Annotated in this window: 18 protein-coding genes; 9 read left to right on the top strand and 9 right to left on the bottom strand. The window is 71.0% G+C overall.

The window, feature by feature from the left end:
* Window positions 1-110: 110 nt before the first annotated feature.
* Entirely contained in the window at window positions 111-464 is a 354-nt protein-coding gene (locus PV789_RS06690; protein WP_274976609.1) for an ArsR/SmtB family transcription factor, read from the bottom strand.
* Window positions 465-650: 186 nt separating this feature from the next.
* On the opposite strand from PV789_RS06690, the gene PV789_RS06685 reads away from it, so the two are divergent.
* The gene (locus tag PV789_RS06685) at window positions 651-1,658 is read left to right on the top strand and encodes an LLM class flavin-dependent oxidoreductase (RefSeq protein WP_274976608.1); all 1,008 of its coding nucleotides are present in this window, start codon (window positions 651-653) and stop codon (window positions 1,656-1,658) included.
* A 179-nt stretch (window positions 1,659-1,837) separates the two neighbouring features.
* Here PV789_RS06685 and PV789_RS06680 read toward each other — a convergent pair whose 3' ends face one another.
* Window positions 1,838-3,070 (bottom strand): DUF2207 domain-containing protein, encoded by a 1,233-nt coding sequence (locus PV789_RS06680; protein WP_274976607.1) that lies wholly within the window; start codon window positions 3,068-3,070, stop codon window positions 1,838-1,840.
* A 714-nt stretch (window positions 3,071-3,784) separates the two neighbouring features.
* Here PV789_RS06680 and PV789_RS06675 point away from each other — a divergent pair.
* The 5 genes from PV789_RS06675 (at window position 3,785) to PV789_RS06655 (ending at window position 9,054) form a co-directional block, all read left to right on the top strand.
* Window positions 3,785-3,997, top strand: a complete 213-nt coding sequence (locus tag PV789_RS06675; protein ID WP_274976606.1) for a hypothetical protein — start codon at window positions 3,785-3,787, stop codon at window positions 3,995-3,997.
* 131 nt (window positions 3,998-4,128) lie between these two features.
* A complete protein-coding gene (locus PV789_RS06670; RefSeq protein ID WP_274976605.1) occupies window positions 4,129-5,085 on the top strand; it encodes an OmpA family protein in 957 nt (318 codons plus the stop codon).
* Between the two features lie 9 nt (window positions 5,086-5,094).
* Window positions 5,095-5,622: a hypothetical protein gene (locus tag PV789_RS06665; protein ID WP_274976604.1), complete on the top strand. Its 528-nt coding sequence runs from the start codon at window positions 5,095-5,097 to the stop codon at window positions 5,620-5,622.
* A gap of 35 nt (window positions 5,623-5,657) precedes the next feature.
* Entirely contained in the window at window positions 5,658-6,329 is a 672-nt protein-coding gene (locus PV789_RS06660; protein WP_274976603.1) for an aggregation-promoting factor C-terminal-like domain-containing protein, read from the top strand.
* A 298-nt stretch (window positions 6,330-6,627) separates the two neighbouring features.
* Window positions 6,628-9,054 carry a glycosyltransferase family 4 protein gene (locus PV789_RS06655; protein WP_274976602.1) on the top strand — a complete coding sequence of 809 codons (2,427 nt, stop codon included), beginning with the start codon at window positions 6,628-6,630 and terminating at the stop codon, window positions 9,052-9,054.
* A gap of 13 nt (window positions 9,055-9,067) precedes the next feature.
* Here the strand turns inward: PV789_RS06655 and PV789_RS06650 are convergent, their stop codons facing one another.
* A complete protein-coding gene (locus PV789_RS06650; RefSeq protein ID WP_274976601.1) occupies window positions 9,068-10,039 on the bottom strand; it encodes a hypothetical protein in 972 nt (323 codons plus the stop codon).
* Window positions 10,040-10,459: 420 nt separating this feature from the next.
* Here PV789_RS06650 and PV789_RS06645 point away from each other — a divergent pair, with 420 nt between their 5' ends.
* The 3 genes from PV789_RS06645 to PV789_RS06635 all read left to right on the top strand — a co-directional run bounded on the left by PV789_RS06645 (window position 10,460) and on the right by PV789_RS06635 (window position 14,207).
* Window positions 10,460-11,560 carry a VldE C-terminal domain-containing protein gene (locus PV789_RS06645; protein ID WP_274976600.1) on the top strand — a complete coding sequence of 367 codons (1,101 nt, stop codon included), beginning with the start codon at window positions 10,460-10,462 and terminating at the stop codon, window positions 11,558-11,560.
* An 87-nt stretch (window positions 11,561-11,647) separates the two neighbouring features.
* A complete protein-coding gene (locus PV789_RS06640; RefSeq protein WP_274976599.1) occupies window positions 11,648-12,523 on the top strand; it encodes a type IV toxin-antitoxin system AbiEi family antitoxin in 876 nt (291 codons plus the stop codon).
* Between the two features lie 784 nt (window positions 12,524-13,307).
* Window positions 13,308-14,207 (top strand): hypothetical protein, encoded by a 900-nt coding sequence (locus tag PV789_RS06635; RefSeq protein WP_274976598.1) that lies wholly within the window; start codon window positions 13,308-13,310, stop codon window positions 14,205-14,207.
* Here PV789_RS06635 and PV789_RS06630 read toward each other — a convergent pair.
* From PV789_RS06630 to PV789_RS06605, 6 genes are all read right to left on the bottom strand, one after another.
* A complete protein-coding gene (locus tag PV789_RS06630; RefSeq protein ID WP_274976597.1) occupies window positions 14,200-15,261 on the bottom strand; it encodes a pectate lyase family protein in 1,062 nt (353 codons plus the stop codon). The genes PV789_RS06635 and PV789_RS06630 overlap by 8 nt on opposite strands.
* Window positions 15,262-15,767: 506 nt before the next feature.
* Complete coding sequence (locus tag PV789_RS06625) at window positions 15,768-17,468, bottom strand: ABC transporter family substrate-binding protein (protein ID WP_274976596.1); 1,701 nt, start codon at window positions 17,466-17,468, stop codon at window positions 15,768-15,770.
* A gap of 84 nt (window positions 17,469-17,552) precedes the next feature.
* Window positions 17,553-19,736 carry an ABC transporter ATP-binding protein gene (locus tag PV789_RS06620; RefSeq protein ID WP_274976595.1) on the bottom strand — a complete coding sequence of 728 codons (2,184 nt, stop codon included), beginning with the start codon at window positions 19,734-19,736 and terminating at the stop codon, window positions 17,553-17,555.
* A gap of 13 nt (window positions 19,737-19,749) precedes the next feature.
* Window positions 19,750-20,661 carry an ABC transporter permease gene (locus tag PV789_RS06615; RefSeq protein WP_274976594.1) on the bottom strand — a complete coding sequence of 304 codons (912 nt, stop codon included), beginning with the start codon at window positions 20,659-20,661 and terminating at the stop codon, window positions 19,750-19,752.
* A 70-nt stretch (window positions 20,662-20,731) separates the two neighbouring features.
* On the bottom strand, window positions 20,732-21,712 hold the full coding sequence (locus tag PV789_RS06610) for an ABC transporter permease (protein WP_274976593.1): 981 nt from the start codon (window positions 21,710-21,712) through the stop codon (window positions 20,732-20,734).
* A 593-nt stretch (window positions 21,713-22,305) separates the two neighbouring features.
* Entirely contained in the window at window positions 22,306-23,952 is a 1,647-nt protein-coding gene (locus PV789_RS06605; RefSeq protein WP_274976592.1) for a family 2 glycosyl transferase, read from the bottom strand.
* Window positions 23,953-24,059 lie beyond the last annotated feature (107 nt).

Below are 24,059 nucleotides of genomic sequence, written 5' to 3'. Positions count from 1 at the left end.
GGGTCGGTCCACGAGCCTTCCGGGACGCGAGTCACGCGCCCGGTACCGGGCGATCAGGAACCGGACATCGCTCCGTGGTCGGCGGCGGCTCGGACTCCGCGCGCCCACGCCTACCGGGCGGAGGCGCTCTTCTCTTCGGAGCGCGGGGCCGTGGCGTCGCGGCACGCCAGCACCGACTCCAGCAGACCGGGAAAGCGCCCCTCCAGCTCCTCGTCGCGCAGCGAGATGAAGCACCTCGTCCCCTCGGTGCGGTTCTGCACCAGACCGGCGTTGCGCAGGATCTTCAAGTGGTGGCTCAGGGTCGACTGGGCGATGGGCAGGTCGATGTCCTTCCAGGCGTGCTCCCCGTCCATGTCGGCGAGCATCCGCACGATCCGCAGCCGGGTCGGCTCGGCCAGCGCGGCGAGAACCGTGACCAGTTCCACCTCGTGGAGCGCGGGGTGCGCGTGCTCCCTGGGAGCCAAGGCGGTCCTCCTCATGCGGCGCCCGGCCGGGACCAGGCGAGATTTGGCTCATGGACAGTCGGAAGTGTACCTTCGTAATTCGATGTTCGTCGAATATCGAACGCGCAGGCCGACCGGGGACGCGGATCGATCCTCCCGTCACGGCCTCGCAGCCGGACCCGCCACGCAACAGGGGGAAGAGCCACCATGTCCGACGTCGCGCTGTCGGTGCTCGACCACGCCAGCATCGCCGAGGGGTCCACGCCCGGTGACGCGCTGCGTTCCGCCAGAGAACTCGCCCAGCACGCGGAGCGGCTGGGCTACAAGCGTTTCTGGCTCTCCGAGCACCACAACATGCAGGCCATCGCGAGCGCCGCCACGTCCGTCTCCCTGGGCTTCATCGCCGAGGGGACCTCCACCATCCGGATCGGCGCGGGCGGTGTCATGCTGCCCAACCACTCGCCCCTGGTGATCGCCGAGCAGTTCGGCACGCTGGAGTCGCTCTACCCGGGACGGGTGGACCTCGGCCTGGGCCGCGCGCCGGGCACCGACCCCCGCACGATGATGGCGCTGCGCCGCGACCACAGCGCCTCGGCGACCTTCCCCAACGATGTGCAGGAGCTCCAGGCCTACTTCGAGCCCGCCGAGCCCGGCCAGCCCGTCCGCGCCATCCCCGGTGAGGGGCTGCGGGTACCGCTGTGGATCCTGGGGTCCAGCCTCTTCGGCGCCCAGCTGGCCGCGCAGCTCGGCCTGCCCTACGCGTTCGCCTCGCACTTCGCCCCGGACGCGCTGTACGAGGCGTTGAAGGCCTACCGGGAGGCCTTCCGCCCCTCACCGCAGTCGGAGCAGCCGTACGCCATGGCGGGGGTGAACGCCTTCGTCGCCGACACGGACGAGGAGGCCCAGCACCTGTTCACGACGATGCAGCAGGCCTTCCTCGGCACCCTGCGCGGTGCGCGGGGACGGCTGCGCCCGCCGGTGGAGAACCTGGACACCGCATGGCGTCCGGGGGAGAAGGAACGACTGGACCACATGCTTCGTTACTCGTTCGTGGGTTCCCCGGAAACAGTCCGTCGCAAGCTCGATCTGTTCGTCGCTGACACGGGCGTGGACGAGCTGATGGTGTCGTCGATGATCTACGACCAGAAGGCTCGCCTGCGCTCGTTCGAGCTGCTGGCGGAACTGGCCGACCTCAAGCGTCCGGACCAGGGCTGACCCCACCTCTCCGCACAGGGAGACGGTCAAGGGTGGCGGCGCCGAATCTGTGGGCAGGCAGTGGCGCCGCCTTCCCGGTGCGGGAGTGCCGGGCGGGGTTCGCGTAGAACCCCGCCCGGTTCCTGGCTCCGGAGCACGGTGAGGCTCCGGGCCGGACGGGAGCGTTCGGGTGGAGGGGTTCAGCCGCCTCCGCCACCACCGCCGTCTCCCCCGCCGCCACCGCCGCCGTCGCCACCGCCTCCCCAGCCGCCACCGGTGCCGCTGTCGCCGGACCCGGCGTCGCCGCCTCCCCAGCCTCCGTCACCGTAGTGGCTGAAGTCACCGCCCCAGCCCTCGAGGCCGACCGACCGGTCGTCGGAACCGCCCGGCCCCTGGCACAGTTCCGCGAACAGGCACAGGCTCTCCAGGGTGACGGATTCGGAGTCCGCGCCGCCCGCGCCTCCGGTATCGCCCGGGCCTTCGCCGCCGCCCGTGTGGACGGCGACGGGAACCGGGTCCTGCTGGACCTGCGCGGGTTCGTGGTCCGACCCGGCCCTCCTGACCGACTGGCGGGACGCGGACGCGCGCAGCGAACGAAAGCCCGTGACCGCCGTGTGCCGGACCGCGTGGTCACGGGACATCGCCCCGGCGGGGTGCGCACCGGCGGAGGCCGCCCCGGTGGATCCGGCCTCCGGGGCTCCGTACCTCCGGCGGGCCAGCTCCAGCACCGCGTTCCCCGCGGGGGTGTTGGGGCTGAGTGTGGGGCCGCCGGTGGCCGCCATGACCACCTGGGCGGCGACCAGGGCGGCCAGCGCGCTGAGCCCCGCGACGAGGAGGCCGAGCGCGGCGGCGCCCGGCTCCACCAGGAAGAGCACGGCCGCGCCCGTGGCGGAGGCCAGGATCGCGAGGAAACGCATCCGCCGGATCGTCTTCGGAGCCCTCTCCCGGCGCCGCAGCGCCCGGCGCAGCCACGGGGAGTCGACGATCAGGGCGGACTCGGCCAGGCTGGTGCGCAGCTTCTCCACGCCTTGGCCCGCGACGATCCGTTGCAGCATCTCCAGGGCACCGACGCCGACGCGTTTGCGGAAGACCTTCACCAACTCCCGGCGGACGCCGTCCTTCTCGTGCTTGTAGGGACGGGAGGGGCCCACGAGGGTGAAGAGCCCTCCGGCGGGCTGCTGGCGGATGCGGCCGCTCAGGAAAGCGTCCATGACCGCGGTCTCCCCGACGCGGACCGGACCTCCCGCGAGCAGGGCCAGTTCGTTCGGTTCGAGTCCGTCCGGGTCGGGCGGGGAGTGGTCGGTGGGTGAGGGACGGCGGAGCGCCGATCTGAGGGCGGATCCGCCCCTCAGGACCGCGGAGAGCGGAACGCCTCCGATCACCAGCCCCACGATCAGGGCTGCCGCCAGGGGAAGGGTCAGGCTGGGGTCCAAGCCGCCACCTCTTGTCTTCGGTCTCGGGGGTCGTGGGGGTCGGGGTAGGTAGTGGGGTTCGCGGGGACGGGGATGAGGGGTCGTGGAGGAGACGAGGCACTCGAGGATCGGAGTCCTGACTGTGGGGATGCCGACCGAAGGCACCTGGTTCTGACCCGAGCCGCCGGAAACCGGGGGAAGTACCGGCGGGCCGGGCCGTCGCGCCAGGGGGAGAGGAAGCGGTGGCGAAGCGGTGTGTCCCGAGGGCGCCCCCGTTCGCCGCGCCCCGTCCGGTCACCGTGGCGCCTTCGCGCGGAAGCCGGTCCCCGTCCGGGACCGGGCGTTCTGGAGAGCCCAACAGTGATCTGGTATTTGCCGTCCGGCCATGGCGTCCCCGTAGCACACGTGCCATCATGGTGACCCGCCGACCACCAAACGTGACCCCGTCTCGGCGAGGAACTGTGACCGCGCATCGACCCGACCACCGACTTCCGCCTGGGCGTTCATCCAGCCCTGTGGACAACGTGTGGTTCCAGGATCCATGGGGCATCCTGAAGGAAGATGGCCACATCCGGTCAGAAGGCGGGATGGCGGCGGTGTTCATGCCGGATAGTGGGACTCCGTGAGCACGCGTCGCCCACGTACTCCCCCGGTGGACCGCGGGCAGGGCCCCACCTGTTCGAGGACCGCGAAGATGTGGTGCCGTAAGACCCCCTCCTCAAGGAGTTAAGCCCCGTGAACAGCCTGACCAAACTCTGGGTGACGCTGAGCACCTTCCTTGTGCCGACCTCCAAGGAGAAGGACAAGGGTGCGACCCTCATCGAGTACGCAGCGATAGTCATCCTCGTCGCGGGCATCGTCGCAGCGATCCTGGCCATCGGCATCCCCAGCAGAATCGGCCAGTCGATCACCACCGCGATAACGGAGATCCTCGCTCCGTACGAGTAATCGCTCCCACCGATACCATCAGGCGAGAATAGATGAAATCCGCGCCCCCTCCTCCCCCACGAAAAACGATACGGGGAACACTTCGCCCCGCTTCGCTCCTTGTGGCTCTCCCCTTTCTTGTTTCAGGGTGCGTGGTCAACCCGGATGCGAACTCCTCCGCCGGGCAGAACGGCGATGCCGAACCACCATCTTCTTCACGTCCGGGAAACAGCGACGAGAACGGCGGGCAGGAGGTGCTGGCCAGCAGCACGTCCTCGTCAACGGCGATCGGCGACGACCTCCAAATTGATGTGTACGCGCTGGAGAACATGTCCCCCGGATTATTAAGACTTCGCTTCGGGGTAACCAACAAATCCGACTCCGATTTCATCCTCAACTTCGGCCTCACGGTGGACGACAAGCCGAACACGGCCAGCCGGGTCAGCCTCATCGACGCGCAGAACCAGAAAAGGCTCCTCAGTTATGAGAGGAGCGACGGCTCCTGTTTCTGCTCCACCTGGAACGGCAACATAGCCAGCGGCCAGACAGAGGAGATGTGGGTTGCCTTCCCGTCTCCCGTCACGGACGACGTGGAGTCCCTGACCGTCACCACACCGCTCACTCCGCCCTTGATGGACATTCCCATCAGCCAGTCGTCGGAGACCCTCGAGAGCGAGGACCTGGCCTCCCCGGAGATCCTGGACCTGACCTTCATTTCGGACAACACCGAAGACCAGACAGGACGGACCGAGGACAGCGAGGAGATCAGCATCCTCCTCTCCTCGGACGTGCTTTTCGAGACGAACAGCGCAGTTCTCAGCTCCGATGCCCAGGAGATCCTCGAGCAGGTCGCCAGCGAGATCAATGACGCGAGTTCCGATGTCGTCCAGGTCGACGGTCACGCCGACAACACAGGCAGTGAGTCGGTCAACGTTCCGCTGTCTCTCGAGCGGGCCGAGGCGGTCGAGTCCGTCCTGTCCGAACTGGTCACGAGGGACGGGGTGACCTTCGACGTCGAGGGCCACGGAGCCAGCGATCCAATAGCTGACAACGACACCGAAGAAGGACGCGAGCGCAACCGGCGAGTCAGTGTCACATTCGAGAAATAAGCGAGCGCCATGAACAAGATTCACCGGTCATCCACACTCGCTGTCGCAGTCGCATCGATCCTGTTCGTCACATCCGCGGGAACAGGTACTGCCGCGTCGGCGCCGCAGAGCGGCGACCTGGAGGTACTCGGCAGCGCAAGCGGAACGGATGAGCTGTCTGGTCAACTGCAAGCCGAGGTCAACGAGGTGAGCAGGAACGAGAGCGGAACCCTCCTGTCCGTCACCTGGAGCATCCGGAACCCCGGAAACGAACGTGTGGTGCTGTCCTGGTTCAACCAGTACTCCTACATGTACTCAGGGCCGAACTTCGCCGGGATCACGGCGTTCGACCCCGAGACCGGGACCAGGTTCCACCCGGTCATGGACAGCGAGAACTACTGCCTGTGCTCGGGGGAGTATTCGGTGCAGCTCCAGGAGACGGCACTGCCGGGAGAGACCGTCAGCTACTGGTCCATGTACTCGGTTCCGAGCGACCTGGAGACCATCTCCGTGGAGATCCCCGGTTTCGATCCCATCGAGGACATCCCCATCTCCTGAAGTCCACCGCCAGCCAGATCGCCTAGGAGGCGGCGTTGCCCACTCCCCACCGCCCCGAGCTCGGGGACACCCGACGGCCCTCTCCCACCGGGCCGCCCGGGCGGTCCGGTGAGCGCAACGGGCCGCCGAGGCGGCACCGGGGCGGCCGGTTCCTGCAACGGTTGCGTCCCGCCCGGAGGACCGGGGGCGACCGGGGCGCGGCGTTCGTCGAGCTGGCGGCGGTCACCGTGCTGGCCGCGGCGATCATGGTCGCGGTCTACCAGCTCGAACTCAGCCAGACCTTCAACAGCGGCGTCCGGCAGATGGTGTGCCTGGTCGAGGGCCCCGGCTGCGGCGACGAGACCTGGGTGGACGCCGACCGGCCGGAGGAACCCGAGGATTACGAGTGGGGTCAGGGCAACTCCAACGCCCTGGAGAACGAGGCGCTCGCGATGGGCATGGCCGCGGACCGCGGCTGGACCGAGAACGAGTGGGAGTGCCTGAGCAACCTGTGGAGCGTCGTCTCCCACTGGGACCACACGTTCGTCAACACCGAGACCGGTGACCACGGCATCTCCGGGTTCAACCCGGCCAGGCACGGCTCCATGCCCGAGGGTTTCCGGGAGAGCCCGTCCACGCAGATCTCCTGGGGGATCGGCCACATCGGCGACGCCTACGGTTCGCCCTGCGCCGCCTGGGCCTACTGGGAGGACACCGGCACCTACTGAGGGTGCCGTCCGCCCCTTCCCAACCCGCCTTCCCCCGCCGACCCGCGCCCGCGCCTCCTTACACGCGCGCCGCTCACAGGGCCGGGTGCGGCTTCTTCGCGGCTTGTTAAGGTTCCGCAAAACACCCACAGAAATTAGTAAATACCAGGGTCTTATCAGACATAAGGGGCATTTCTCTCTGCGGAGCGTTCGTACCCTGGACGTTCCCACGCCGCCCCCGCGGGGGCTCTGGTGTGGAAGACGTGCATCGCCGCCGTCTCGTGGGGGCACGGGTCGGCACTGACCACACGGGGGTTCGGTGAAGATCGCCTATCTGATCAACGACATGTACGGCATCGGCGGAACCGTGCGCACCGTCGCCAACCAGGCGGCGGCGCTGTCCGCCCGGCACGAGGTCGAGATCGTCTCGGTGTTCCGGCACCGCGCCGAGCCCGTTCTGCCCGTACCCGCGCAGGTGCGCCTGCGTCCGCTCGTGGACGTCCGCGGGTACGACGGCGACCAGGGCACGGGGACCGACGGCCGCCCGCTGTACGAGGGATCGGAACGGGCCGGTGTACCGCCGTTGCTCTTCCCGCCTGAGGACGCGCGCGGTCCCACACACAGCCGCCTGACCGACGACCGGCTGGAGGAGTACCTGGCCACCACCGACGCCGACGTGGTGGTGGGCACCCGGCCGGGGCTGAACGTGGTGATCGCCCGGGCCGCCCCGAGCCGGGTGGTCAAGGTCGGCCAGGAGCACCTGACCTACGACCAGCACTCCGAGCCGCTGCGCCGGGTGATGGAGGAGGCCTACCCCCACCTGGACGCCTTCGTGACGGTGACCGAGGCGGACGCGCGCACGTACCGGGAGCGGATGCCGTTGCCGCGGGTGCGCGTGCTGTCCATCCCGAACTCGGTGCCCGCGCCCGCGTTCACCGCCAACGGGCACAACAGCCGCACCATCGTGTCCGCCGGGCGGCTGGCCCCCAGCAAGCGGCACGACCTCCTGGTGCAGGCCTTCTCCATGGTCAGCGAGGAGTTCCCCGAGTGGACGCTGCGGATCTACGGGCGCGGCAACCGGCGTTCGGCGCTGGTCCGACTGGTCAACTCGCTCGGGCTCCAGGACCGCGTGTGGCTGATGGGTGCGCACCCGCGAGTGGAGGAGGCCTGGGCCCAGGGCTCGTTCGCGGCGGTGACCTCCAGCGAGGAGCCGTTCGGGATGACGATCGTGGAGGCCATGCGCTCGGGTCTGCCGGTGGTGAGCACCGACTGCCCGCACGGCCCGGCGTCGATCATCCGCGACCGCGAGGACGGGCTGCTGGTGCCCAACCGGTCCGCCCCGGGGATCGCCGAGGGGCTGGCCCGGCTGATGGCCGACGACGAGCTGCGCCGGCGGATGTCGTCCGCCGCGCTGACCGGCTCCGAGCGCTTCGACCCGGCCAACGTCATGCTGATGCACGAGGAGCTGTTCTCCGACCTCTCCGGTCACGCAACGCCTCCGCCGCCGGTGTCGGTGCCCGCGCCGCGCCCCGAACCGGCCGCCGCCTGCCGGGTGCGCGTGGACGGGGACGGGGCCGCGGTGCTGTCGTTCACCGACCCGCCCGACCGGGTGGTACTGACCCTGGAGGGCAAACGGGTGGAACTGGAGCCGGACGGCGGCGGCGTGGTCGTGGACGCCGTGCGCGGTCGGCTGGCCGCGCGCACGTGGGAGGTGCTGCGGCTCGACGGCGACCGGGAGACCCCCGTCCACGACGTGGAGATCCGCCAGCACGGGTTCCCGTTGGCCCCCGAACGGGTCGGGCGCCTGTCCCTGGTGCTGCCGTCCCGTTCGGCGAAGGGCCGTCTGGTGCTGCACGTGCGGCGCTCGGCGCACCACGCCGAGGTGGAGCACGTGGAGTCGGCCGACGGGCTGATCACCGTGCAGGGCCGGGTGCTGGGCCGCGACGCCCCGGACGCACACGCGCGCCTGGCGGTGCGGCTGCGCACGTCTCCCGGGGCCATGCGGGAGTTCTCCGCGCCGGTGGCCGGTGACGGCCGTTTCACGGCGGTGGTGGACCCCGAGGTCGTGGTGCACGGCCGGTACGGCGAATCGGAGAAGTGGGAGCTGCGTCTGGTGCTCTCCGACGGGACCGAGTGCACCGTGGGACGTCACCTGTCCGGTGTGGCGGGCTACCAGAAGATCATCCGGTACCCGGACCAGAAGGTGGAGTGGGGCGAGGGGGGAGGCACGCGGGTGCGCCCCTACTACACGGTCAACGACCGGCTGGGGCTCGTGACGTCGCCGCTGGCGCCCACCCTGGAGGTGGACGTCGTGCGGGCGAGCCCGGCGGGGCGCCGCGCGGGCCGCCTGCGTTTCGAGGTGCGCCTGGCCTCTCCGCTCCCGGAGGGCGCGGAGTACGCCGTGGAGGTGGTGCGCGGCACCGACGTGGGTCGGCGCTTCCCGCTGCGCGCCGAGGGCGGCTCCGCCTCCGGCGGCCGTCTGGTGGCCTCCCTGCCGCTGCTGACGGGGACGGGGTACGACGGGCCCGGCGCGGTCCGGGCCACGTGGCGGCTGCGGCTGCTGGCGGGGCCGCCGGGGGCTCTGGGGCGTCTGGGCGCCACCGCGGTCCCGGACAGCACCTCGCGCCGCTGGAGCCACGGCCCGTACGTGCGCTCGGTGACCGTGACGCCCCTGGGGTCCGGTGACCTCCAGGTCACCGCCGCCGACGTCCACGTGTGGGAGGCCGTCCGGCGACGGATGCCCTGACCGGGGCCAGCCCTCAGGCCTGCCCGGTGCGGATCATGCGCTGGGCCAGGCTGAGCCGGTCCAGCAGCCAGTCGGGCAGGTGGTCAGCGCCGCGGGGGAAGTGCTGGATGTCCTGGTGGAAGTTGCGGGGGTCGGGTTCGACGTCGAACTCGGGCGGGGCGTCGTGGTCGAAGTGCGCCCCGATCTCCCGCGACTCCTGCACCGTGAACCGGGCGGTGAACCACGTGCCCTTGCCCGGCTGGTACATGCCGGTGCGCAACCGGTCCAGCAGCCGTCCGACCTCGGGGAGGAGCAGGTCCCACTCCGTGCCGCCGTCGGGTCTGCGCACACTCACCCGTGACGAGGAGACCCCGAACAGGCCCCGGTAGTTCACGACGACCTCCGTCCAGGGGCCGTGGACCGCGTCCAGGGTGTGGTCCACGATCTCCTGGACGGTGTCCATCATCTCCTCGGGGGTCATGTCCCCCGGGGACATCCGCGTCCGCGGCTCGGGACGCGAGGCGATGAGCAGGCTCCAGGGGGATCCGCCGTCCTGGGTCTCGGGCACACGGTCGCCCTCCAGCCGGTCCCGCAGCCAGGCGGGGACGTGCTCGTCGTCGCGGGGGAAGTGCTCCAGGTCGAGCAGGTAGCTGGCGTCGTCCCGCGGTTCGTCGAAGTGCGGCTCGTTCTCGTAGTCGTAGCGGACGCGGTAGCTCGCGGGCCGGTCGATCTCGTAGTAGGCCGTGTACCAGGTGCCCGTCCTCTCGGCGTACATCCCCGCGCGGATCTCCCGCAGCCGTTCCAGGGTGGACAGCGGCGGGACCCAGCCGCTGCTGCGGCCTCCCTCGAACATCACCTCGAAGAAAGCCGTCTCGCAGGCGCCCAGTCCGGAGTACACGAGCCGGAGCTTGACCCAGTCGTCGGGGGCCGCCCGGAGCAGGTCCGTCCCGATCCTGCGGAGGAGCTCGTCCTGTTCGACGGGGGTCATCGCTTTACGGGCGCTCATGTCCTCGCCTTCGCTTCTTCTGCGGTGGAATGGGTGCGAATCCGACCACGCACCACGACTCGGCACGCGTCGGACAGGGTCCATCCTCCCTGTGCGGAACCCGTCATGGGCCCCACACTCGCCAGAAACCCGCCGGACAATTCCTACGAAGTCGTACGGCTCCGTGGCCCGGCACGCGCGGGCCCACGTCCGCCGCACCGCCACGTCGCCTCCCAACAGGCCGAACACCTTTCGCACCGCCCCCACAGGCGGACGCGGTCGTCCACAGGCCCTACCGCTTCCCGACATGCCCGGATAAGCTGCGCTGGTCGGGACGTTGTCCGGGCGTGTTCGCGTGCTCACCACGCGCGACGCTCTCCGGACCTTCCCCTCCCGCGCTCCCCTCCTCCCGGGAGCACCCCCTCCCCTGATGGAAAAGGCATGGGACTGCGACGGATCCTCCCCCACACCGCCCCTGCGTCCCCGCGGCGCGCGCCGGGCGGAGGCGACGACGGACAGGCCAACGTCCTGCTCCTGTTCGGGCTCACCCTGGCCCTGCTCTCGCTCACCCTGCTGTTCGTACGGGTGGGCGCCGCCAACGACCAGCGTTCGCAGACCCAGACCGCGGCCGACGCCGCCGCGCTGGCGGCGGTGGGCGCCCTACAGGACCGGGCCGCGCAGGACATCGTGGACGGCGCCTACCCCATGCCCTGGTTCGACGAGGAGGCCGCCGAGGCGCGCGCCGAGGAGTACGCGCGGAGCAACGGGGCGGTCCTCACCGACATCCGCGCCAGCGACAACGTCATGGGACGCAGCGGGAACATCGTGCGGGTGGAGGTGCGCGGCGCCGTGTGCCAGCGCGAACTGGAGGAGGACGGGTCCCGGCACTGGAACGACGTGGTCTGCGACGGCAGCGAGGAGGAGACCAACACAGTCGTCGGCAACGCCTCGGCCATCGCCATCGTCCGCATCCCCCACCAGTGCGGCCGCGACGGGGGAGAACTGCTCTGCGACGGCGGCACCGTCAACGACCTCGCCTCCGCCAAACGGCTGATCGACGTGCACCTGGTCGACCAGGAGGGCCGCTACAGCTTCAACCCCGACTTCGTCGGAGGGGGCGGACCCAGCGTGGACTGCGCCTCGCTGGGGTCTCTGCACCCCATCATGTGCGCGGCGCACGAGCGCCTCCAGCAGCAGTTCCCGGGCTTCTACCTCTCCGCGGGCGGTAGGCGCAGCGAGCCGGGCAGCGACCACCACAGCGGCGAGGCGGTGGACTACATGATGGCGGAACTGGGCGGGGTGCCCACCCCGCAGATGCACGCCACCGCCATCACGGTGATCGACTGGGTGATCCAGAACTCCCACCAGCTCGGGGTCAAGGGCATCATCTACGAGCAGCGCATCTGGAACGCGACCGGTGGGAACCCGGACCCGGTGGGCCCCTGGTCGACCGTGAGCCGCTCCATGGGCGACAGGGGCAGCAACACCCAGAACCACATCGACCACATCCACCTGGCGGCGGGCGTCGGTCCCATGCGGTGACCGCGCCCCGCGCGGGGGTCCGGGGGGTTGTCCACAGGCGGCGGAAGGGCCTTGCCGGGACGGCGCGAGCCCTCGAACCTGGAGGGTATGACAGTCCGTGAGCACGCCCTTCCCGACCGTTCCCTCCTGCTGCGCACGCTCGCGCCGATCGTCGGCCCGATCTCCCCCGACGCGGTGGTCTGCGACGTGACCGCCTCCTACGTGTGGGGCGTGGACCTGCACCCGGCGGGCACCCGCGCCACACGCACCCGCCCGCACGTGGCGGTCCCCCGGGGCGTACGCACCAGCGGCATGCCGGTGGTCACCCACCGGGAGCACGTGCCCGCCGCGGACCGCGACGTGGTGGAGGGCGTGCGCGTCACCACGGCGGTGCGCGCGGCCGTAGACGTCGCCGCCCGCGCGCCCTCGGTCTTCGTGGCCACGGCCCGCCTCGACGCCTTCCTCTCCCGGGGGCTGGTCACCAAGGGGGACCTGCTCCGCGTCGCCCAGCGGGCCCGCTCCCAGCGGCAGCTGAGGCAGCTGCGCACCGCTCTGCGCTACTCCTCCGCGCTGAGCCGGTCGCCCGCCGAGTCGTGGACGCGTGTGCTGGTCCTGGAGGCGCTCCTGCCTCCTCCCGTCCCGCAGTGCCCGGTCCCCACCGACGAGGGCGTGTTCCACGCCGACCTCGGCTGGCCCGACCAACGGGTGGCGCTGGAGTACGACAGCCTGGAGTTCCACTCCTCGACGGTGGCCAGGGCGAGCGACCGGGTCCGGTACGCGGCGATGCGGACGCAGGGCTGGGAGGTGGTCTCGGCGGGCGTGTACGACCTCCAACTGCGGCCGGGACGGCTGCTGCGCCGCATCCTGCACTCGCTCACCCGCCAGGGCTGGTCGTGCCCTCCCGAGCACCTGGAGCTCATCCGCGGCCGCGTGCGCGCCTACGAGAGGGAGCCGCCCCAGCTCTTCGCCCCCCGGCGGCCCTAGGTCGTGGGCGGGCACGACGCGACAGGACAACGACAGGAGGTGGACACGTGGACCGGGGCAACACCCTGCTGGAGTACGCCGCACTGCTGCTGGTCGTGCTGTCCCTGGTCGTGGTGGCCGCCGCGCACGGGGCGCTGCAACGGCTCCCCGCGGAGCTGCGGGGAGCCGTGCACCGTGCGCTGGGCGACGCGCCCTCCCACCCCTCGGACGGGACCGGTGACGGCACGGCCACAATCGGCCACGAACCCGCGCCGGACGGGGACTGGAGGCTGGATCCCGCCGCTGCCGCCGAGGCGGTCCTGCGCTGCGCGCGGGCCGGAGCCCTCCCCGACCCGGTGGCCCGCACGGACTGCGCACTGTCCCTCCTGGGCCTGCTGGACGCGCGGGTGCTGGAGGCCACCGTCCTGCGGTTGGAGGGCCGGGATCTGCACGAACTCTTCCGCAGTCCGACCTTCGCCGCCTCCGCCGCGGCCCGGAGCGCGGTCCGGCTGCTGTGGGAGCACGCCGCCCAGGAGACCCTGCGACGGCTGTCGCGGACCCGTACCTTCGACTTCCTCGCACCGTTCCTGGAGTCACCGCACCGCGACTGGGTGCTCACTTTCGTCGATGTCGGAAGCGATCACATGCGTGGGACCATCGAACGGAACACTGCGTCACCGCGTCGTAGCACCCGTCACACTCCGGTGCCGGACGAGAACGATCAGCAAACCCCCCGCGTCCCGTGTCCCCCGGCGGTCGCGCGAAGATCCGCAGAAACGAGGCCCAGGCCGTGTCGATTCCGTCGATGCCGCACCCCTCCGACCCCGACGAGCAGCCCTCCTCCCCGGGAGGGCGGCCCAACTGGTTCGTCTCCCTCCTCATGGTGCTGGTCTGCCTGGCCGTGGTCGCCAGCGGATGGGCTGTGGCCCGGCTCGTCGTGGGCGACCCCCTGCCCCCGCTGGACGTCGCGGAGGGCCCGGAGTCCCGTCCGCCGCGGAGCGGGTCCGCCCGTACCGCGGCCGATCCCGAGGACGCCGAGGCCTACCTGGAGGCCGCCGTCGAACTCGTGGAGGACTCCTCGGCCTTCCACCTCACCTTCACCGTGCACGACGGGGAGACCGACCCGCGGGACGCGCCGGACCCCGGCGCCGGATCGGCCGACGCCCTCCCCGAGCCGCCCGCTCCCCGTCCCACGGCCGCCGCCGACCCGATCACCTCGGGCCGCGGGCAGGCCATGTACGACGCCGGGGCCGAACCGGAGTTCGACCACTACTTCTCCAGTACGGACGGGTTGAGCGTGTACCGCTACGACGTGGGCGGCGGCCAGCTCATGATGACCGCCGACCGGGGCCTGGAACTGCTGGACCCGCCCAGCTCAGCCGACCGGTACCTGTGCTCGCACACGTACGGGTCGGCCAAGCTGCGCGAGGTGCTCGCCACCTCCACCGACCTCGAGCTGGAGGGACGGGAGGAGGTGAGCCTGGAGTGGCCGGAGCTGCGCAGCACGCACAGCGCCTACCACTACACGGGCACGTTCACGGCGATGCTGGGCGGCTACGACCCCGAGAGCGGAAGCAACACCCTCACCGCCGTCGGGGACGCCGGGTTCGAGCTGTGGATCGACGAACAGGGGTACCCCCGCAGGCTGGACTACCGCACCGAGAGCGGTGTCGGGGAGAGCTACGAGTACCACTCGTTCAGCTGACCCCGGCCTCCGCCGAGACCACGTCGGGGACACGGACGGTGTCGTCCATCTCGTAGGCGTAGGGTGGATCGGCGACCTCGCCGAGCAGGTCGGGCTGCGCGGAGTCCACGAGCAGGTTGTCACGGGTGACCACGTTGCCGGGCTCCTCCTCCGGGGTGGCCACCGAGAGCCGGGTGCCCTCGAAGTAGTTGCCCTCCACCAGGACGTTGGAGTCGTCCACCGACTCCACCCCGTACTCCTCGTTGGCCCGGAAGTAGTTGTTGTACACGTGCACGTGCTCGGCGAACCGCGCCCTGGGGTGGCGCCCCGCCGTCCCGTCGAAGTAGTTGTGGTGCACGGTGACCCGCAGCGCGCCCGGCTCCTCCTCCCCGCCGCCCACGGCGAGCGCCGACTCGGCGTCGGCGAAGTGGTTCCAGGACAGGGTGACGTGGTCGGCGCCGCCGGTCACCGAGACGAGGGGGTCGTCACCGCCGCCGGAGAAGGTGGAGCCGTCCACCCACACGTGGTGGGCTCCGCCGCGCACGGACACCGCGGTCCCGTCGGCCTCCACCCGCAGGTTGGACAGGATGACGTTGCTGGCCCCGTCGACCACCAGGCGCCCGCCGGTGAGCTCGGCGCCGCCCTCGACGCCCACAAGGGTCTTGTCCGAGCCGACCTCCACCGTCCCGTCCAGGTCGATCGATCCGGTGACCTCGACGGTGAGCGGCTCCTCGGCCGCCAGGTGGTCGGCCAGCTCCCCGGCGTCGGAGGCCGTGACGGTCTCCCCCTCCGCCCCGCCGACCGCGCCCGAGTGCTCCTCGCCGTCGCGCTCCAGCGGCTCGCCCGCCCAGCCGACCGGCCCGCCCCGCTCCCCCTCCGGCGTCTGCGACGGAGTCTCGTCCGGGGTCTGTTCCGCCGGGGAACCGGACTCGTCGGCCTCCGCGTCCGGTTCGGCTGCGGCACCGGTCTGCGGCTGCGTCGAGGTCTCCTCCGCTTCCGGTTCCTGGGAACACGAGGTGAGGGCAGCGCACAGCAGCGCCGCCGCGGCCGCGGCGGCGATCGGGTGAGGTCTCATCAAGGGCTTTCCAACGCAGCGGGACAGGGGGTGTGGGGGGGCTGGGGCGCTGCCAGGAGGAGACGTGGACCCGTGGCGGTACAGCACGGCCACGGGGGAGCGCGGGCCTCCCGGCGGACGGCCCCGGTGTTCCCGAGCGTCCGCCCGCCCGGCAGACGGGCGGGGCGGGCCGGAAACGATGCCTAGACCTTGCCACAGCCGGGTCCGCGGCCCCAACCCCAGCCCCCGTTCCGGAGCAGCGCACGGGCCGTGTGTGGGGGATGACACACCGCACGGGGGCCGCGCGGCCGTGTCGGCGCCGGGCCGGACGGGACGCGGGGGAGGGCGAACGGCGCGCACGGCCCCGGACCACACCGCACGGGGAACGGCGAACGGCGCACGCACGGCGCCGGGCCGCGCGGGAAGCGCGTCGGTCTTGGGCGTTACACGGCGAAGGGCGCCGGTCCCCGTGCGGGGACCGGCGCCCCGGCGCGTCCGCTCAGGCGGCGGGCGGTGACGTCACTGGGCTACTCAGCAGCCCAGCCGATGTCCTCGTAGACGTAGTCGGAGGCCAGGCCGAACTCTCCCCAGTTGTGCAGGTCCTCGTTCATGACGTAGAGACCGGGACGCTCGAAGAAGGGGATGGTCGCGACCTCCTCCCACAGGAGGCGGTCGATCTCGTTGGCGAGTTCGGCGTAGCGGTCCGGATCGGTCTCGGCACGCATCTCGTCGAACTTCCGGTCGATCTCCTCGGTCGAGGTACGGGCGAGGTTGTTGCCCCATTCCCCGTCCTCGTCCGGCATGCCGTAGTTCTCCTGGGCGTCACCCGCGTAGGGGTTGGAACCGGCGAGAACGTACGTGGCGACCTCGTAGTTGCCGGGGATGACGTACTCGGAGAACAGGGCGTTGTTCGGCACCTGCTGGACCTTGACCTCGATGCCGATCTCAGCGAGCATGTCGCGGCCGATCTCAGCCTCGTCCTGGGCGATGGCCATGTCGTCCGAGGCCACCCAGTCCAGGGACAGCGTCTCGCCCTCGGCGTTCGTACGGAACTCGGCGCCCTCCTCCAGGGTCCACCCCGCCTCGTCGAGCAGCTCCCCCGCACGCTCGGGGTCGTACTCCCCGTACCCCTCGCTGTTGTCCTGGTAGCCGTGCTGGCTGGACCGGAGCAGGCGGTTGGTCTCACCGGTGATCGGCCAGTCGACCGCGCCCAGGGCGATCTCCGCGAGAGCGCTGGTGTCCAGGCCCAGGGAGATCGCGTGGCGGACGCGAACGTCCTCCAGGTTCGGGCTTGCGCCGTTGAGCGAGGCGAACCGGTAGGCGTGGTTGACAGCCCGCGTGAAGTAGGTGCCTTCGCGGTCTCTGAGCAGCTCGTAACCGGCCGCGTCGTAACCGAGGTAGAAGCCGTCGATCTCACCGTTGTTGAAAGCACCCGCCATGGCGTCGGTGCCCATGGCGTCGAAGACGATCTCGTCCAGCAGCGGCTCGGTGCCCCACCAGTCCTCGTTCCTCGTGATCGTGATGCGCTCGGTGACGTCGTCGAACTCCACGTTCCCGAAGGGCCCCGCGGTGACGGGGTAGTCCTTGACGTAGCCCTCCTTGAAGAGCTCCTCGTCCTCCATGTACTCCTTGGGGTACAGCGGGGAGAACAGGGACGGCCACTCGGCGAAGGGCTCGTCGAACCTCAGGGTGAAGGAGTACGCGTCGTCTCCGGGGACGAACTCGGTGATCTGGTCGTACCCGTCGGTGCCGCCGAGCTGCCAGTCGCCCTCGCGCGAACCGCTGACGGTCTTGACCTGGGCCTCGTAGTCCCCGGAGGTGACGGGTTCACCGTCGGACCACACCGCATCGGGGTTGAGCTCGTAGAAGACTTCGAGACCGTCATCGCTGACCCCGAAATCGAGGACGAAGTCCTCGTTGGGAGAGGGTGTTCCCTCGGCGTCGTACCGGGTCGGGTTGGGCAGCACCGCGGCGGTCACGCGGCGCACGTTGGCCATGTTGCCCTGGGTGTGCCACATGTTGTGCTGCTGGTCATAGGCGCTGATGGCCCACACGAAGCTGCCGCCCTCCCGCAGGTCCTCGCGGGGCGCGGGGTTCAGGTCCTCGGCGGCGAGGGAGGCCACCTGCTCCTGGGCGTCTTCCTGATCGTCTCCGCCTCCGCCGCAGGCGCTGGCCACGAGAACCAGTGCCACGGCCGGGGCGAGGTAGCGCACCTTCCCGATTCGCATGGGGATTTCCTCTCTGGGGTGATGCAGCCAGCGCGCGGGACGGCGCTGGCCGTGACGAGCCGGTCGTCGGGGTCGGACGACCTCCTAGCGCTCCGCGAAGTGGCAGGCTGCCGCCTGGTCACCCTCGTTCACGGCGAGGATCCGGGGCTCGACGGTCCTGCACTGCTCCCGGTCGGTCTCGGGGAGCAGGGCGAACTTCTGGCACCTGGTCCGGAACCGGCACCCCGAGGGCGGGTCGGCGGGGCTGGGCAGGTCGCCGTCCAGGACGATGTGCGTGCGCGCGCGCTCCTTCTCCGGGTCGGGGATCGGGATGGCGGACAGCAGCGCCTGGGTGTAGGGGTGGGAGGGTCGGGAGTAGACCGAGCGGGTGTCGCCGATCTCCACGATCCGGCCCAGGTACATGACCGCGACGCGGTCGGCGATGTGCCGGACCACGGACAGGTCGTGGGCCACGAACAGGTAGGACAGGCCCAGGCGGGCCTGGAGCTCCTGGAGGAGGTTGACCACGCCCGCCTGGATGGACACGTCCAGGGCCGAGACCGGCTCGTCCAGCACCAGCAGCCTGGGCTCCAGTGCCAGGGCCCGGGCGATGCCGATGCGCTGGCGCTGGCCGCCGGAGAACTCGGCGGGGAAGCGGGTGACGTGCTCGGTGTTCAGGCCCACCAGGTCGATCAGCTCGTACACCCGGCGGGTGACCTCGTCCACGCTCCTGCCGTGGGTGCGCAGGGGCTCGGCGACGATGTCGAACGCCGTCATGCGCGGGTCGAGCGAGCTCATCGGGTCCTGGAAGACGATCTGCATGTCGCGGCGCAGCGCGAACCGGTCGGCCCGGCCCAGGGTGGCGACGTCGCGGCCCATGACGGAGATGGAGCCGCACTGCGGCTCGGCCAGGTCCATGATCTCCATGAGGGTGGAGGACTTGCCGCAGCCGGACTCGCCGACCAGGGCGAGGGTCTCCCCCTCGCGGATGTCGAAGTCGATGCCGTCGACCGCGTAGACCGAGCCCACCCGGCGCTTGAACACCGCGCCCTTGGTGAGCGGGTGGTGCTTGACCAGGTCCCGGACCCGCAGCATCTCGGCCCGGTCCGCGCGGTCCACCGCGGCGGCCGGGGAGTCGGGGATCTCCGGCACCGGGTAGATGTCCTGGGCGGTCCACCCCCGGCTGGTGATCTCCCCGGAGCGCACGCACGCCACCCGCTGGGCGTCGGCGTCGGCCTCCGCGGCGTCGGGCAGCGCCGCGGCCCCACCCGCACGGATCTCCTCACCCGGGGGCTGGGCGCCGATCGTGAGGAGTTCGGGCTCGGCCGCGTCGCACTCGGGCCGGGCCAGGGGGCAGCGGGGCGCGAAGGTGCATCCGGGCGGCAGGTCCGACAGCGACGGCGGGGTGCCCTTGATGGGGACGAGGGCGCCCTGGTTCTCCAGGTCCATGCGGGGGACGGCGCCGAGCAGGCCCATGGTGTAGGGCATCCTGCTGCGGTAGTAGATGTCGTCGACTCTGCCGGTCTCCACCGGACGGCCCGCGTACATCACCAGGACCCGGTCGACGAACCCGGCGACGACGCCGAGGTCGTGGGTGATCATCACGATGGCCGCGCCGGTCTCCTCGCGGGCGGTGCGCAGCAGGTCGAGGATCTGCGCCTGGATGGTGACGTCCAGGGCCGTGGTGGGCTCGTCGCAGATGATGACGTCGGGGTTGTTGGCCATGGCCATGGCGATCATGACGCGCTGGCGCATGCCGCCGGAGAACTCGTGCGGGAAGGAGCGGTAGCGCTGTTCGGCGTTGGGGATGCCGACCAGTTCGAGCAGCTCCAGCGCGCGGGCGCGGGCCCTGGCCTTGGGTGTGGAGGGGTCGTGGATCAGGACGGCCTCGGCGAGCTGGTCGCCGACCGTGTACACGGGGGTGAGCCCGGACAGCGGGTCCTGGAAGACCATGGAGATGACCTTGCCGCGCTTGCGGGCCATGGCGCGGTCGTCCAGGCCCAGGATCTCCTCGCCGTGCAGGCGCACGGAGCCGGTGATCCGGGCGTGTTCGGGCAGCAGCCCCATGGCGGCCATCGAGGAGACGGACTTGCCGGAGCCGGACTCGCCCACGATGCCCAGCACCTCGCCGCGGCGGACGGAGTAGCTGACCCCGCGCACGGCGCGCACGTCGGGGTTGCCGTTGAGCCCGCCGAAGGTGACGGTGAGGTCGGTGACCTCCAGGACCGGGGCGTCGCCGAGGGGCGCTCCGCTGTCGGCACCGGTGGTCGCGACGGTGTCAGTGCTCATGGTGTTGTGCCCCCTAGGACCGGCGTGACTTGGACTGCGGGTCGAGGGCGTCGCGCAGCCCGTCCCCGATCATGTTGACGGCGAGCACCATCAGCACCAGCAGGACCGTGGGAAACGCGAACATCCACGGGGCGGTGGTGGCGAACGACGACCCTTCGGCGATGACCATGCCGAGGCTGATGTCGGGCGACTGCACTCCCAGCCCGAAGTAGCTCAGGGCGGTCTCGCCGATGATGGCGGTGCTGACCATGATCGTGGCGTCCGCGATGAGCAGGGACGACATGTTGGGCAGGATGTGGCGCAGGATGATTCTGTGTGAGGGCACACCCATGAACCGGGCCGCGTGGATGTACTCGCGTTCGCGCAGGGAGATGCTCAGGCCACGGACCATCTTGGAGGTGACCATCCAGCTGAACGCCGCCAGCAGGATGACCAGCACGAACCAGCCGCCCTGGCCGACGAAGTGCGTGGACAGGATGGCCAGGATGACGAAGTTGGGCAGGACCAGGGCCAGGTCGGCGATCCACATCAGGGCGCGGTCGGTCACACCGCCGAAGTAACCGGCGAACGCGCCGACGAGAGCGGCCACACCCGTGGAGGCCGCCGCGACCAGCAGCCCGATGAGCAGTGACTTCTGCAGGCCGGCGGTGGCCTGGGTGAAAACGTCCTGGCCGGTCCGGTTGGTGCCCATCCAGTGTTCGCCCGAGGGGGCTTCCAGCAGGGCTGCGTAGTCGCGCTCGCCCACTTCCCAACCGCTGACGAGCGGGCCGACGAAGGCGAGGAGAGCCAGCAGCGCGAGCATGACGACACCGACGATGACCCGCCGGGTGCCCATGAGCTGGCGTATGACGTCCTTGAGCCGGTTGGGCGCCGGAGGCACGGTCGGCGCCCTGCCCGGTCCCGTGCTCTTCTCGATGGTGCTCATGGCGTGGTCTCCAGCCGAACTGGCGCGGTGCTGCGCGGTGGAACGTTGCGGGCGGTGGCGGGGGACACGGTCACACCCGCACTCTCGGGTCCAGCCAGGCGTAGAGGATGTCCGAGAGGAAGGACGCCGCCATGATCGTGATCGCCATGAACCAGGAGACGGCTGCGACCACGTGGACGTCCTGGCGGAAGATGGAGTCGATCAGCCACGCGCCCATGCCGTGCCAGCCGTAGATCTTCTCGGTGAACGTGGCCCCCGACACGAGGGCGCCGAACGTGAAGGTGAAGTAGGTGATGGTGGGGATCAGCGCGGTGCGCAGGGCGTGTTTGAACAGGGCCTTTCGGCGCGTGAGCCCCTTGGCCATGGCGGTGCGGACGAAGTCGGCGTTGAGCACGTCCAGCATCATGTTGCGCTGGTAGCGCGCGAACGAGGCGAAGAGCGCGACGGCCAGCACGATCGTGGGCAGGATCGCGTGGTGGACGCGGTTGAGCAGCAGTTCCCACCACGTTCCGTCGAAGCCCGCCGCGTACTCGCCGGAGTAACGCAACAGCTGGAAGCCGAGGCCGTCGTTGATCGTGACGGCGAGCACCTGGACGACGATCGCGATGACCACCGTGGGCACCGACAGCACGAAGAAGGAGGCCGCTGTGGCCGCCTTGTCGAAGCGCCGGTACTGGCGCACGGCGGCGTAGGCGCCCACCGCGATGCCGATCACGCTGCCGAGGATGGTGGCGACCGTGATCAGGCGCAGGGTCACGCCCGCCTTCATCCACATCTGGTCGGTGACGTCGCCGCCCTGGATGGTCTTGCCGAAGTCGCCCTGGACAACCCCGCCGAGCCAGGTGACGTAGCGCTCGGCGAGCGGCGCCTGGTCGTTGAGGTTGAGCGCGTCCAGTTGGGCGTTGACCGCCTCCGGCGTCGGCGGCGGCTGCATCTGCTCGAAGTAGCCGCGCGGATAGAGGTTCGTCGCGGCGAGCAGGTAGGCGAAACTCGTCGCGAGAAAGATCAGCACGACGTAGTTCAGCAGCCGCCTGGCCAGGAACTTGCCCAAAACTATCTCCGAACCTCACGGCCGAGCCCGGCACTCGTCCTGTTGTGCGCGGTCGTCACCGGGGACGCCTGCGGCCGGGGGTCCGAAGCGCGAGAACGATGCCATCGGTGGATGGCATCGTTAAGCCTTCGCGATCCCGCGACCACCGGCGGGGGTCGCTCCCGGTGACTGCCGAAACACGCTTGCGCCCGGTTCACGATCCGTGACCGGAATGTCAAGAGTCTGCGATGAGCTAGACACTCGACGGTAAACACTGCATCAAGAAAAGACAACAGTGCCCATTTGAGCACCCGATTGCAGTCAATTTGTCAAGTTTCGCACGTTCTGCAATGAAATAACTCTGCACAGTAACCGACAACTGGCGTGAGCTGGGAAAACACACTCCATGCCCTCCGTGGGCGCGCCTCCGGCGGCCCCACATTCGGACATACGACCACAAAAATGTCTCTCAACGGTAATCTAACTCAGCATGGTCGAAACCTCCCTCCCCCGGGTCGGGTGCCACCACAGGACGGTTTCACGAAAGGCGCGGAAGTACTCGGAGAACACCCGTGGTCCGCACGGAAGGGTCTGCCCCGCACGCCCCGGAGGGGTTAAGCCCGGCTCACGGCCGCTGTTGAGCCTTCCTCGGGTCCCCGCGCGCCGCGCGTGCGGCCGGAGCGCTCCGGCGCGGCCGTGCCGGTCGCGGCCGGGGGCACGAGCCGTGGCACCAGGGGCGCGGGCGAACCCGACCGCGCGATCCCCCACCAGGTGCCCAGGGAACGCGCCGCGTCGCCAGCCATCCCCAGGGCCGTCCAGGTCACCGGACCGGTCAGAGCGGCGCCCCTGCCCCGGTGCCAGGACGCCAGGTGCGGCACGACCAGGGCCGCTCCCGCGGCCAGGGCTGCGCGGCCCGCGCGTCCTGCGGCACCGCCTCGCCGCGGCGACCGGTCCCGGCCCGCGAGCGGGTCCGTGGCGGTCGGACCGGGCACGCCCGGGATCACGCGACCGCGCCGCCGGAGCACCGCGGCGCCCACCACCGCCGCGGCCAGCGGCCACCAGGCCGTACGGACCGCGCGCGTGCCCGTGCGCACGGTGTGCGCGAGGTCCAGCCCGGCCAACCGCACCGCCTCGGGCAGCGGGGTGCCCGCCCCGGCCACGAGGGCGCCCGTCACCGCCGCGCCGCCCAGCGCACCGGCGGCCAGGGCCGCAGCGGGCCGTCCCGCGAACAGCAGGGCGAGCCCTGCCGCGCCCGGCCAGGACAGCGCGGGTCCGGCCGCGCATGCGCCGCGTCGGCGGGCCAGGGGACCGGCGACCGCCCCGGAGGTGAAGCAGGCGCGCAGGTACGCGCCCAGGTCGGTGGTCGGCGGTGCCCACACCCTGGAGCGGGGCTCGTACCGCACCGACCAGCCCTGTTCGGCGAGCCGCCACAGCAGGTCGAGCCCGGCGGCGGCGCCGAGGCCGGGGTCGAGGTCGGCGGCGCGGCGGCGCAGCAGCAGGACGGGGACCGGGCGCAGCGGGTCGGTGTGCCCGTTGGCCGGTCCCGGGCGCTCCTGCCAGGGCAGGGCGTGCCCCCAGGGCAGGACGGGGGCGGGGTCGGCGCCCCGGTCCGCGCCAGTCCCGCGGGCGGCGACGGCGGCCACGGTCATCCGCGTGTGGCCCAGGCAGGCGGAGCGGTCGGTCAGGACCCGGGGCACCACGGCCGCCACGTCCGGGTCGGCGAAGTGGCCGAGCGCGGTCTCCAGCCACCCGGGGCCGGGGCGGGTGCCCGCCTCGACCAGGGCCACGAACTCGGCGGAGCACGCGCGCAGCGCCGCCGCCCGGTCCCCGGCTCCCCCGGCCGGACCGGGGACGACGCGGGCGCCCCGGCCGCGGGCCGCACGGGCTTCGGGCCCGGTGGCCCCGACGACCACGGTCCGGGTCCCGTGGCGGTGCTCGTCGAGGTGGTCCAGGGTGGCGTGCAGCGCGGCGGAGTCGGCCCGTCCGACGACGGCCACCTCTACCGTGTCCCCCGGCGCGAGGGGTAGAGGACGGGGGTGGGCGAGGCCCGCCCCGATGAGGTCGCGGGCGAACAGGCCCTCCTCCGCGTTCCGCGGCACCGCCCGGCTCAACCAGCGGATCAGCGCGCTGACCCGCTCCGGGGTGAGGCGCACCGCCCGCGGCGGGCTACCGCCGACGAGGACGTGCCCCTCGTCGGCCAGGCGCGCCGCGCGGTCGATCTCGACGCCGAGACCGGGGGGCAGGGGCGCGCGGGAGGGCATGTCCACACCCTGGCCGGTCGGACACAAGCGCGCAAGACCGTGGGAGGCACAGAATTTCGCAGAGCTTGACCTAATCGTTATCCATACTCACAGGCCCCACCAGTTCC

It is taken from the genome of Nocardiopsis camelliae (genome assembly GCF_028993595.1).
In the GTDB taxonomy this organism is placed as follows: domain Bacteria; phylum Actinomycetota; class Actinomycetes; order Streptosporangiales; family Streptosporangiaceae; genus Nocardiopsis; species Nocardiopsis dassonvillei.
Note: the sequence above shows the minus strand (reverse complement) of the source record. Positions and strands in the feature narration are given on the sequence as shown.

Coding starts and splice junctions, on each gene's coding strand:
- PV789_RS06645 (WP_274976600.1), top strand. CDS start 10,460: ATGGGACTGCGACGGATCCTCCCCCACACCGCCCCTGCGTCCCCGCGG.
- PV789_RS06630 (WP_274976597.1), bottom strand. CDS start 15,261: ATGAGACCTCACCCGATCGCCGCCGCGGCCGCGGCGGCGCTGCTGTGC.
- PV789_RS06625 (WP_274976596.1), bottom strand. CDS start 17,468: ATGCGAATCGGGAAGGTGCGCTACCTCGCCCCGGCCGTGGCACTGGTT.
- PV789_RS06620 (WP_274976595.1), bottom strand. CDS start 19,736: ATGAGCACTGACACCGTCGCGACCACCGGTGCCGACAGCGGAGCGCCC.
- PV789_RS06665 (WP_274976604.1), top strand. CDS start 5,095: ATGAACAAGATTCACCGGTCATCCACACTCGCTGTCGCAGTCGCATCG.
- PV789_RS06615 (WP_274976594.1), bottom strand. CDS start 20,661: ATGAGCACCATCGAGAAGAGCACGGGACCGGGCAGGGCGCCGACCGTG.
- PV789_RS06640 (WP_274976599.1), top strand. CDS start 11,648: ATGACAGTCCGTGAGCACGCCCTTCCCGACCGTTCCCTCCTGCTGCGC.
- PV789_RS06635 (WP_274976598.1), top strand. CDS start 13,308: ATGCCGCACCCCTCCGACCCCGACGAGCAGCCCTCCTCCCCGGGAGGG.
- PV789_RS06650 (WP_274976601.1), bottom strand. CDS start 10,039: ATGAGCGCCCGTAAAGCGATGACCCCCGTCGAACAGGACGAGCTCCTC.
- PV789_RS06605 (WP_274976592.1), bottom strand. CDS start 23,952: ATGCCCTCCCGCGCGCCCCTGCCCCCCGGTCTCGGCGTCGAGATCGAC.
- PV789_RS06685 (WP_274976608.1), top strand. CDS start 651: ATGTCCGACGTCGCGCTGTCGGTGCTCGACCACGCCAGCATCGCCGAG.